Genomic DNA, 11,338 nt, shown 5'->3' on the forward strand with positions numbered 1-11,338 from the left:
GTCAGGCGATCATGCCATGGCGGCGCGCCGCACGGGAGGTGCGGCGCTGCTCTCAGGCGACGCTGACGAGATAAGCCCGCTCGGCGGCGGCCACCGCATCCGGCGTGCCGACATGCATCCAGGTGCCGTCGAGCCGCAGCCCGAACAGCCGGCCCTGCTCGGCGGCCTGATCGAACTTGTGGGTCAGCGAGAATTCGCCCTGCGGCGCATCGGCGAAGATCGCCGGGCTCATGATCGCGACGCCCGCATAGACGAACGGCGTCACCTCGTTCTCCTTGCGCTTGCGCAGACTGCCGTCCGGCGCCATCGCGAAGTCACCCTTGCCGGCGTAGCCGATGCTGCCGGCGGTCGGCGCCATCAGCAGCAGGATGTCCATCCGGGCCGGATCGAACGCGTCGGCAAGGCGATCGAGATTCGGCCGCACGCCGTCGATCCACAGCGTGTCGGCATTGAGATGATAGAACGGCGCATCGCCGAGCAGCGGCAGCGCCTTGACGACCGCGCCGCCGGTGCCGAGCACCATGTCGCGTTCATCCGAGATGATCACCTTCGGCGAGGTTCGTCCCGCGACGTGGTCGATGATCTGGTCGGGCAGGTAGTGCACATTGACCACGGCTTCGGTGACGCCGGCGTCCGCAAGCCGATCGAGCACATGGTCGAGCAGCGGCTTGCCGGCGACGCGCACCAGCGGCTTCGGCATGTTGTCGGTGAGTGGTCGCATGCGCAGGCCGAATCCTGCAGCAAGCACCATGGCGCGGGAGGGTTGAACGGACATTGTCGCTCGCGTTTCGGACCGGATCGGATCGGTGCGAATCGATTGTATCACGCAGCGGCGACCGGTCTATCGACGGTCTTGGGTATTCGCTAACCATGACGCCGATGCGACATCGTGGACGATGTCCAGCCGGCTGGACCGGGCGCCCCAGCGCCGAACGGCACTCAGGCGGTGGCGGCCTGCGCGCGCGCGCCCGCCCGCTTCTTCTTGTCCTGACGCAGGAAGCTGACGCCGATCTGATCGCCGTTGACCCAGCTCAGCTCGCAGCGGCGATAGGCCAACCCGGTCGACGACAGCAGCAGGAAGAATTCCTTGAGATTCAGCCCATCGACGGCGCCCTCGATGGTCAGTTTTCCGCCGGCTTCGGAGACGTCTTCGAGCAGGCAGGGCCGCCGCCAGGTTCCATCGATGGCCATCATCTGAGCCCGAACGCCGCGCTCGAACACCACGCGGCCATCCTTGTTCCGTTCACCAACCATGACGTGTCCCTCGCCCCGACGCAGCGATTGAACGCGCGATTCCTGGGTAGATTACGAAGAGCCCGACGCTAGCGAGCGACCGACTAATTTGGAGTAAAAACAGTCGTTCGAATCAGAGCGGCGGCGGCACGTTGGCCTGGTACCAGGCCTCGAGCTCCGCCAGCGACGGATGCGCCAACGAGCGCGTCAGATAGGTCCAGATTCGCGGCTGATGCCGCAGATAATGCGGCTTGCCGTCGCGCCGGTTGAGCCGCGCGAAGGTGCCGAGCAGCCTTGTGTTGCGCTGTGCCGACATCAGCGCATAGAGCCGCGCGAAGGCGGCCGGATCGAAGCGCGGATCGGCCGCGATCCGCGCCTTGATGTAGCGGCCGAACAGCGCGAGTTCGAGCGCCTCCGGCACGTCGATCCGCGCGTCCTGCAGCAGCGACACCAGATCATAGGCGGCGGGGCCGAGCACGGTGTCCTGAAAATCGATCACGCCGACCCGCGCCGAGCCCTCGCGCTGGTCGAGCCAGATCAGATTCGGCGAGTGATAGTCGCGCAGCACCCAGGTGCGCGGTTCGCCCGCGATGCCGATCAGCAGCGTTCGCCACAGCGCGAAGAATTCGGCCCGGCGCGACGCCGGAATCGCCGCACCGCGATCGGGCAAGTACCATTCGGGCATCAGTCCGATCTCGATCAGCATCGCCTCGCTGTCGAACACCGGAATCGCGTAGCTCTCCTGCGGCAGCGGCAACGTCTCGGGCAGCGCCTTCGCATGCAGCTCCGCCAGCAGCTCCGCCGCAGCCTGATATCGCTCGGCGATCGGCGCCGGCGGCGTGCCGGTGACGAAGCTCTCGGTGCCGAAATCCTCGGTGATCAGGAAGCCGGCATCGAGATCGGACTGATGGATCGCCGGGGCGGAAACGCCATGCTGGCGCAGCCCGCCGGCGATCGCGACGAACGGCCGGACGTCTTCGGCCAGATGCACCGCGGCGCTGTAGCTCTTGCCGGCATAGAGCGCCGGGCCATCGGGCCGGCGCGGCGCATTCATCAGGATCAGCGATTCGCCATCCTTGACCAGCCGCGCGTAAGACCGCGTCGAGGCATCGCCCGGCATGTGACGGCGGTCGGCGTCGGCATAGCCCGAGGTCTCGATGAAGCTGCGCAGCGCCGCGAGCCGCTCGACCTGCGCGGCGGCCTTGCCGTGACCGGTGATCTCGGCGGCGCGCGCCAGCGAGCCGAGCGCGGGGCGATGGCTGAAGGCGATGTCGATGCGATCGGCCGGCATCGCGCCGGGCGCGCGCTCCGGCCATTCGATCAGCGCCACCGCGCCCTCCGGCAGCGGCGACAGTCCGATCTCTTCCAGCTCGCCTGGATCCTCGATGCGATAGAGGTCCGCATGCAGCAGTGGAAACGGCGGCAGCTCGTAGCTCTGCACCAGCGTGAAGGTCGGGCTCGGCACTTCGTAGTCGTCGTCGCCGGCCAGATAGCGGATCATCGCCCGCGCCGCGGCGGTCTTGCCGGCGCCGAGGTCGCCGGAGAGCGTGATGACGTCGCCGGGACCGATCAGCAGCGCGATTTCCGCCATCAGCCGCGCGGTCGACGTCTCGTTGGCGAGCGCGACCGAGAATGTCGCCGGCGCCGTCATTCGGCCGCGTTACGCTGCGCGGTCTGGTCGATCGGGAATTCGCAGGTCACCGTGGTGCCGCGCCCGACCACCGAGTCGACCTGGACCTTGCCGCCGTGCAGTTCGACGAAGGATCGCACCAGCGCCAGGCCGAGCCCCGGGCCGCGATGCCGCGAGCCCTGGGAGTGGCTCTCGAACCAGTCGAACACCTTGTCCTTGAGCGCCGGATCGATGCCCGGACCCGCGTCGGTGACCGAGAACACCACGCGGTTGCCGGCCTTGCGCACGGCGAGCTTGACCACCGCCTGCTGCGGCGAGAAGCCGACCGCGTTGGCGAGCAGATTGTACAGCACCTGCACGACGCGGCGCTCGTCGCCGACGAAACCCTCGATGCTCGGATCGACGTCGATATCGAGCCTGATCTGGTCGCGGGCGAGCCGATCCTGAATGCCTTCGGTCGCCGCCTCGATGGCGCGGCCGACGTCGATCGGACCGAGATTGAGCGTCATCGCGCCGGCATCGATGCTGGCGAGATCGAGGATGTTGTTGATGATCGCCAGCAGCGCGTTGGTCGAGGTGGTGATGTAGGCGAGGTACTCGGACTGCTTGTCGGTGAGCGGTCCGGTGCTCGGGTCGCTGAGGAAATGCGCGAAGCCGATGATCGTGGTCAGCGGCGAGCGCAGCTCGTAGGAGACGTGGTGGACGAAGTCGATCTTGATGCGATCGGCCGTCTCCAGCGCCTCGTTGCGCTCGCGCAGCGCGCGCTCGACGTTCTCGGTGTCGGTGATGTCCTGGAACGTCAGCATGGTCGCGCCGTCGGGCAGCGGCATGGTCTTGCACGACAGCACGGTGCCGTCGCGGCGTTCCAGCTTCAGCAGCACGTTGCGGCGATCGTCGATGCCGGTAATGGCGCTGCGCAGCGCCTGCCAGCTCACCGCGTCGTCGAACAGCGGACGGCACCACTCCTCGACGGTCTCGATATGCGGCCGGGTCGCGAGCGCTTCGGCCGACAGATTCCACATCCGCGTGAAGGCCGGATTGAACAGCTGCGCGCAGCCATTGCTGCCGAACACCGCCACCGCTTCGCTGAGATTATCCAGCGTCTCGCGCTGGACGTCGATCAGGCCGCCATAGCGGCGCTGCAGATCGAGGCTTTCGGTGACGTCGTCGAACAGATAGGTGACGCCGCCTTCCTGATTGGGGGTGGTGACGATGCTGATCGCGCGGCCGTCGGGCAGATACCAGATCGCCTTCTCGGCCTCGACGGCGCGATACGCCTCGTGCAGCTTGTTCTTCCACTCCTTGAAGTCGCGCTCTTCGGGCAGCTTGCGCGCCGCGCGCAGCCGGTCGAGCACGCTGGAATCGTCCGGATGGCTGTCGAGGAAGGCGCGGTCGAGATCCCACAGCTTGCGGTAGGAGTCGTTGTAGAACGCCAGCCGGCGCTGCGCGTCGAACACCGCGACGCCCGACGACAATTGATCGAGCGTGCGGCGATGCGCATCCGCCATCCGCACCAGCGCGGCGCCGAGCGCCGCCGCTTCGCTGGAATCCACCGCCATGCCGGCGCTGCCGCCGGCCAGCCGCAGCGCGCGGACGTCGAAGTAACGGCGCTCGCCGCGCACCACGACGGGCAGGCGCGCGGCGAATTCGGCCTTGTCGCTCAGCGCGCGGGCGAGGTTGCCGCGGTCGTTGCTGTCGAGCAGTTCGAGATTGCGGCTGACCGCGTCGGCCGCGCTGCCGGCATCGGTCGCGCGCGCATAAGCGGCGTTGACGAAATTCAGTTCGCCCGAGGCGCGGCGGGTCCAGATCGGCCACGGCGCCGCCTCGGCGAAGCCGCGCAGCATCTCGGTCTCGTCGTGCAGCGCCTTGAAGCGGCGCGCCATGTCGGCGAGTTCGCGGCGCACGCCGCTGAGTTCGCGGATCCGCAGGATGGCCTGACCGCCGATGGCGCGGCCCATCGCCTCGATCGATCGCCCCGTGGATGTCGTCAGATGCAGCAGGAAGGACTCGCCCTTGTCGAGCAAGGCGTCGACGGCGTGATCCATCTGCAGCGCGGGTTCCGGCGGCAGCCATGTGCCGAACGCCAGCACGCGCTGCGGCTGCGCGCCCGCGCCGAGACCGTCATGCGGCAGCAGCAGCGCGGTGTCGCCGCTGATCTGCGGACGATTGTCGCCGGCCGGCCACGAGATCAACACCTGCGGCTCAACGAACAGCAGGGCGCGAAGACGATCGGATTCGGCCTGCAGGCTCTGCACTTCGGCGCGCAGCCGCATCTCCTGCGCGACGGCGCGCTGCCGCGTCCGCATCAGCAGGATCGCCGAGACGACCGAGAAGCCGAGCACCGACACGGCCATCGCCATCGTCACGAGCTCGTGGCGATTGAGATCGGTCATCACTTGGGAGGTCAGGGCGACGATCGGATCATCGGCCGCCCACACCGGCGTCGATGCCGTGAGTAAGCCAGCCCCTGCGAGACCGCGCACGAGTGACGTGCACGACAAGCAGGCCCGACGCATCGACCCCAATACGTCTGACATGGATTGCCCCAAACCACTCGACGCGATCGCAGATCGTCAACGTCGCTGCCGAATCGCTGGACAATATCCTGTTCGTGACTCGGGGGGTAAGAGTCCAGACCGTGAACGTCGCCGGGGCGTGGGACGAAACGGGAAAGTATATTTTTAACTGACGAATCGTCGCTCGCTTGACACAAAATCTAGCGGCCGGTCGAGCCGAAACCTCCCACACCGCGATCAGTCTCGCTCAGCGTCTCGACCCGGATCAGTTCGGCACGTACCGTTGCGGCGATCACCATCTGAGCGATGCGTTCACCGCGGCGGATGGTGAAGGGCTCGGCGCCGTGATTGATCAGCAGCACGGCGATCTCGCCGCGATAATCGGCGTCGATGGTGCCGGGCGCGTTGAGCACGGTGACGCCGAACTTGGCGGCGAGCCCGGAGCGCGGACGGACCTGCGCCTCGTAGTTCGGCGGCAGCGCGATCGACAGGCCGGTCGGCACCAGTACAGTGCGGCCGGGCGGCAGCAGCAGCGGGGCCTCGGCGGGGATCGCGGCGCACAGATCGAGACCGGCCGCATGAGCGGTCTGATAGGACGGCAGCGGCAGGCCGTCGGCGTGCGGCAACTGCTTGATCTCGACGGCAACGGGCTCGGTCATCAGGCGCGTACTTCCCCGGCTTGTTCGGTGGCTTGGGCGATGCGCTGCACCAGCGCGCGCGCGACGTCGTCCTTGGTCATCACCGGCCACGAATCGATCTCGACCGATTCGCCGGATTTCATCAGCAGATGCACGGTGTTGCGGTCGCCGCCCATGACCCCGGTGGCCGGCGAAACATCGTTGGCGACGATCCAGTCGCAGCCCTTGCGGGCGAGCTTGGCGCGGGCGTTGTCGAGCAGGTTCTCGGTCTCGGCGGCGAAGCCGATCACCAGCGGCGGGCGGCCGTCGGCGAGCTTGGAGATCGTCGCCAGGATGTCGGGGTTTTCGGTCAGCTGCAGCGGCGGCGGCCCGCCGGCGCCCTTCTTGATCTTCTGCTCGCCCTCGCTCGCGACACGCCAATCCGCCACCGCGGCGGCGAAGATCGCCACATCGGCCGGCAACGCGCTGTGTACGGCAGCGAGCATATCGCGCGCGGATTCGACGCGCGTCAGCGTCACGCCGTCGGGGGCGGCGAGATCGACCGGGCCTGATATCAGCGCGACCTCGGCGCCGGCGCGCGCGGCCGCGGCGGCGATCGCATAGCCCTGCTTGCCGGAGGAGCGATTAGCAATGTAGCGGACCGGATCGATCGGCTCGTGCGTCGGGCCGGCCGTGATCAGCACGCGGCGGCCGCGCAGCGGACGCGGCGGCGGTGCGAAAAGTGCCTGTGCGGCAGCGGCAATTTCGATCGGCTCGGCCATCCGGCCGGTGCCGGCCTCGCCGCGCTCGGCCATCTCGCCGGCGTTCGGGCCGACCATCGTGACCCCGTCGCGCTTGAGCTGATCGACGTTGCGACGCGTCGCCGGATTATTCCACATCAGCGGATTCATCGCCGGCGCGAGTAACACCGGACGATTCGTCGCCAGCAGAATCGCAGTGGCAAGATCGTCGGCATGGCCGCCGGCCATCTTGGCCATCAGGTCGGCCGTCGCCGGCGCGATGACGATCAGATCGCAGTCGCGCGCGAGCCGGATGTGGCCGGCATCGAACTCACTCTGCGGATCGAACAGATCCGTGTAGCAGCGCTGGTGCGACAGCGCGCTCGCCGTCAGCGGCGAGACGAATTGCTGCGCCGCCTTGGTGAGCACCACGCGCACATCGGCACCGCGCTCCTTCAGCCGGCGGATCAGGTCCATCGCCTTGTAGGCGGCGATGCCACCGCCGACGATCAGCGTGACCCGCGCGGTGGACCTCGGCGAAGCGACAAAAGCCGTTTGATCTCCGGCACTTACATCGTCTGGAGCGACTTCGCCGCCCGCTTGAGGCAAACCGGTGGCAAACCCGTGGCGCTGATGCATGGCGTCACGGAGAATGACTCGCACCTCGTCTTCCATCGACCGGCCGTTGGCGGCGGCGCGCTGGCGCAGCTCGGCCTTGAGCAGCTCGTCGAGTTTGCGGATCGTCAGGTTCGCCATGCGCCAAACCTTACGAAATGAGAGCATTGCTTTCAATAGATGAAAGCAATGCCTTCACGACATTCCGGAATGCAAATCAGTTACAGCCGAGACATCACCATGAGAACGCCAATGAATGTCACCGCGATGATCCACAGCGCCACTGTGCGGCCGCGGGTGCGGCGACGTTCGGAGTGGCCGATCGCCGCGATAGTTTCGGGCGCGAGCACGAGACCATCCTTGGTCATCACTTCGAGCTGGTTCAGCACCGTCACGGCGCGCGACACGATGGTCGGCAAACTACTCAGCGTGTGCCCGAGTTCGCCGGCGCCGGTGAGCGCGCCTTCGACCTTGCCGATCGGACCGAGGTTGCGCTGAATCCATTCGCGCACCACCGGATCGGCGACCTTCCAGATGTCGAGCTTCGGATCGAAACTACGCGCCACGCCCTCGACCACCACCATGGTCTTCTGCAGCAGGATCAGTTCGGGCCTTGTGCGCATGTCGAACAGGCCGGTGACCTCGAGCAGCAGCGTCAGCAGCTTGGCCATCGAGATTTCTTCGGCGGTGCGATTGTGGATCGGCTCGCCGATGGCGCGGATCGCCTGCGCGAAATTCTCGACCGAATGATGCGGCGGCACGTAGCCGGCCTCGAAGTGCACTTCGGCGACGCGGCGATAGTTGCGGGTGATGAAGCCGAGCAGGATCTCGGCGAGGAAGCGCCGCTCCTTCGGCAGCAGCCGTCCCATGATGCCGAAGTCGACCGCGACCAGCTTGCCCTGCGGATCGACGAACAGATTGCCCGGGTGCATGTCGGCGTGGAAGAAGCCGTCGCGCAGCGCGTGGCGCAGGAAGCTCTGGATCACCTTGCTGCCGAGCGCCACGGTATCGACATTGGCCTCGGCGAGCCGCTTGTGATCGTTCAGCGGAATGCCGTCGATCCACTCCATCGTCAGCACGTTGTGCGTGGTGCGATCCCAGTCCACCGTCGGCACCCGGAAATCCGGATCGTCCTTGGTGTTCTCGGCCATCTCGGAGGCGGCCGCGGCTTCGAGCCGCAGGTCCATCTCCATCGCCACCGAGCGCGACATCGTGTTGATGACTTCGACGAGGCGCAGCCGCCGCGCTTCGGACGAATACTGCTCGGCCTTGTCGGCGACGAAGAAGAAGTCCGACAGGTCGCGCTTGAAGCGCGCCGCCACGTTGGGGCGCAGCACCTTGACGGCGACCTGCTTGTGCACGCCGTCGACCTCGACGACGCCGCGATGCACCTGGGCGATCGAGGCCGCCGCGACCGGCGGCGACAGGCTGACAAACGCCTGCTCCACGGGCCTTTCCAGCGACGCGGCGATCACCGCGTTGGCTTCGTCCTGCGAGAACGGCGGCAGCCGGTCCTGCAGCTCTTCGAGATCGCGCGCCATCGCGACGCCGACGACGTCGGGCCGCGTCGCCAGAAACTGCCCGAGCTTCAAGTAAGCGGGGCCGAGCCGCGTCAATGCGCGCGACAGCCGCGGACCGGACTTGGCGCCGGGCCGCTCGATCAGCCGCGCCAGCCGGATCGGCACCTGGCCGGCGGGCGGAATCAGCGCCGGATCGACGACACCGAACACGCCCTCGCGCGCGAACACGAAGGCGGCGCGCGCGAGCCGCGCCGCATGCGTCAGGGCTGCGATCACAAACGCCAGCCCGAATGCAGCGCCACGATGCCGCCGGACAGCACCTGCCAGTTGACGCGCGCGAAGCCGGCGTCGCGCATCATCTCGCCGAAGTCGTAGGGCTTCGGAAATTTGCGGATGGATTCGACCAGATACTGATAGCTGTCCGCGTCGCCGGTGACGGCGCGGCCGATCTGCGGGATCACCTTGAAGGAGAACAGGTCGTACACCTTGGCGAGGCCCGGCACATCGACGGTCGAGAATTCCAGGCACAGGAAGCGGCTGCCCGGCTTCAGCACCCGATAGGCTTCTTTCAGCGCCAGATCGATCCGCGGCACGTTGCGGATGCCGAACGCGATCGTATAGGCGTCGAAGCTCTTGTCGGGGAACTGCAGCGCCTCGGCATTGCCCTCGACGAAATCCACCTGCTGGTCGAGGTGGCGCTCGGCGGCGCGCTGGCGGCCGACTTCGAGCATGTCGGTGTTGATGTCGCAGACCGTGGAATGGAAGCCGGCGCCGGACGCCTTGGCGGCGCGGAACGAGATGTCGCCGGTGCCGCCCGCGACGTCGAGCAGCCGGAACGGCGAATCGTCACGCGGCGGATTGAGCGTGGTGATCATCACGTCCTTCCACAACCGATGCATGCCGCCCGACATCAGGTCGTTCATCAGGTCGTAGCGGCTGGCGACGCTGTGGAACACGTCGTTGACCAGCGTCTGCTTGTCGTCCAGCGGGACGTCGCGGTAGCCGAAATGCGTGGTCTCGTTCGGCTGATTCATGTCGTCACTCCTGCGCGCGGAGGTCTTTCCGGGCCAAACCCGCCCGAAACGCGAAAACCCGCTCCGCGGCGCACCATATAGCGCGCCAGGGCGGGAGGCGCTATCACCTGAATGCCTTAGCCGCTGGGCGAAATGGCGGGCCTCCGACTGGCCTCCCCCGTCATTGCGAGCGCAGCGAAGCAATCCAGAGCCGCAGGCTGCGCCGCCGCTGGATTGCTTCGTCGCTTCGCTCCTCGCAATGACGGGGGAGGATGCGCCAACCAAACAGAGCCATTCATGCCTGAACTCCCCGAAGTCGAAACCGTCCGCCTCGGCTTGCAGCCGGCCATGGAGGGATTCCGGATCGAGCGGGCGGTGGCGAACCGCGGCGATCTGCGGTTTCCGTTCCAGACCGACTTCGTCGCCCGCCTCACTGGACAGATCGTCACGGGGCTGGGCCGGCGCGCCAAATATCTGCTCGCGGACCTCGCCTCCGGCGACGTGCTGCTGATGCATCTCGGCATGTCCGGCTCGTTCCGCGTCGTTACCGAGAGCGGCGCGGCGACGCCGGGCGAGTTTCACCATCCGCGCAGCGAGGACCGCACCCACGATCACGTGGTGTTCGAGATGTCGAACGGCGCCCGGGTGATCTTCAACGACCCGCGGCGCTTCGGCTTCATGAAGATCTTCGCCCGCGCCGCCATCGACGACGAACCGCATCTCAAGGGCCTCGGCCCCGAGCCGCTCGGCAACGCGTTCGACGCCGCGCTGCTGGCGAAGGCCTGCGCCGGCAAGCAGACCAGCCTGAAGGCCGCGCTGCTCGACCAGCGCGTCGTCGCCGGGCTCGGCAACATCTATGTGTGCGAGGCGCTGTGGCGCGCGCATCTGTCCCCGAAGCGCAAGGCCGCGTCGCTCGCCGACCGCAAGGGCGCGCCGACCGACCGCGCGCTGCGCCTGACCGAATCGATCCGCGACGTGCTGCACGACGCCATCAAGGCCGGCGGCTCGTCACTGCGCGACCACCGCCAGATCTCTGGCGAGCTCGGTTACTTCCAGCATTCCTTCGCGGTGTACGACCGCGAAGACGAGCGCTGCCGCACGGAGGGCTGCACCGGCACGGTGAAGCGCTTCGTGCAGAACGGGCGGTCGACGTTCTGGTGTTCGGTGTGTCAGAAGTAATTGCGTGACGTGGAAGTCGTTAGGTGACGTCGCTGACGTCGGGCTCGGCATTCACAAGTGCGCAGGCGCCGTGCTCGGGGCGCCCTCACCCCAACCCTCTCCCGCAAGCGGGAGAGGGGGCGCGCTGTGCTCGGGGTGAATTATTGAATCCCTTCGAGCATCATTCGAAATATTGCACGTGCGCCCCGCAACCCGGCCATATTCCCGCTCCCAGGTGATACACGGCGCCGCCCAGCAATGCGGCGGGCTCCCTCTCCCGCTTGCGGGAGAGGGGT

At 67.2% G+C, this 11,338-nt stretch carries 9 protein-coding genes; 1 reads left to right on the plus strand and 8 read right to left on the minus strand.

What is annotated here, in order from left to right; translation table 11 throughout:
* Positions 1-52: 52 nt before the first annotated feature.
* The 8 genes from ACFFJ6_RS07375 to ubiE all read right to left on the minus strand — a co-directional run bounded on the left by ACFFJ6_RS07375 (position 53) and on the right by ubiE (position 9,905).
* The gene (locus ACFFJ6_RS07375) at positions 53-775 is read right to left on the minus strand and encodes a nucleotidyltransferase family protein (RefSeq protein WP_378386004.1); all 723 of its coding nucleotides are present in this window, start codon (positions 773-775) and stop codon (positions 53-55) included.
* Between the two features lie 164 nt (positions 776-939).
* The gene (locus ACFFJ6_RS07380; protein ID WP_378386007.1) at positions 940-1,254 is read right to left on the minus strand and encodes a PilZ domain-containing protein; all 315 of its coding nucleotides are present in this window, start codon (positions 1,252-1,254) and stop codon (positions 940-942) included.
* A 112-nt stretch (positions 1,255-1,366) separates the two neighbouring features.
* Complete coding sequence (tsaE, locus tag ACFFJ6_RS07385; protein WP_378386009.1) at positions 1,367-2,884, minus strand: tRNA (adenosine(37)-N6)-threonylcarbamoyltransferase complex ATPase subunit type 1 TsaE; 1,518 nt, start codon at positions 2,882-2,884, stop codon at positions 1,367-1,369.
* Positions 2,881-5,400, minus strand: coding sequence for a sensor histidine kinase (locus ACFFJ6_RS07390; RefSeq protein WP_378386012.1), 2,520 nt, complete (start codon positions 5,398-5,400; stop codon positions 2,881-2,883). The genes tsaE and ACFFJ6_RS07390 overlap by 4 nt, the downstream gene beginning before the upstream one ends.
* A 179-nt stretch (positions 5,401-5,579) precedes the next feature.
* Positions 5,580-6,038: a dUTP diphosphatase gene (gene dut / locus ACFFJ6_RS07395; protein WP_378386015.1), complete on the minus strand. Its 459-nt coding sequence runs from the start codon at positions 6,036-6,038 to the stop codon at positions 5,580-5,582.
* A complete protein-coding gene (gene coaBC, locus ACFFJ6_RS07400) occupies positions 6,038-7,492 on the minus strand; it encodes a bifunctional phosphopantothenoylcysteine decarboxylase/phosphopantothenate--cysteine ligase CoaBC (protein ID WP_378386017.1) in 1,455 nt (484 codons plus the stop codon). Before coaBC ends, dut begins: the two co-directional genes overlap by 1 nt.
* Positions 7,493-7,572: 80 nt before the next feature.
* Complete coding sequence (ubiB, locus tag ACFFJ6_RS07405) at positions 7,573-9,147, minus strand: 2-polyprenylphenol 6-hydroxylase (RefSeq protein ID WP_378386020.1); 1,575 nt, start codon at positions 9,145-9,147, stop codon at positions 7,573-7,575.
* On the minus strand, positions 9,144-9,905 hold the full coding sequence (ubiE, locus tag ACFFJ6_RS07410; RefSeq protein ID WP_378386023.1) for a bifunctional demethylmenaquinone methyltransferase/2-methoxy-6-polyprenyl-1,4-benzoquinol methylase UbiE: 762 nt from the start codon (positions 9,903-9,905) through the stop codon (positions 9,144-9,146). The genes ubiB and ubiE overlap by 4 nt, the downstream gene beginning before the upstream one ends.
* A gap of 276 nt (positions 9,906-10,181) precedes the next feature.
* Between ubiE and mutM the strand changes: the two genes are divergently transcribed.
* The gene (gene mutM / locus ACFFJ6_RS07415) at positions 10,182-11,063 is read left to right on the plus strand and encodes a bifunctional DNA-formamidopyrimidine glycosylase/DNA-(apurinic or apyrimidinic site) lyase (RefSeq protein WP_378386026.1); all 882 of its coding nucleotides are present in this window, start codon (positions 10,182-10,184) and stop codon (positions 11,061-11,063) included.
* The last annotated feature ends 275 nt before the right edge of the window (positions 11,064-11,338 follow it).

It is taken from the genome of Rhodopseudomonas telluris (assembly GCF_042432815.1).
GTDB classification, from domain to species: domain Bacteria; phylum Pseudomonadota; class Alphaproteobacteria; order Rhizobiales; family Xanthobacteraceae; genus Rhodopseudomonas; species Rhodopseudomonas telluris.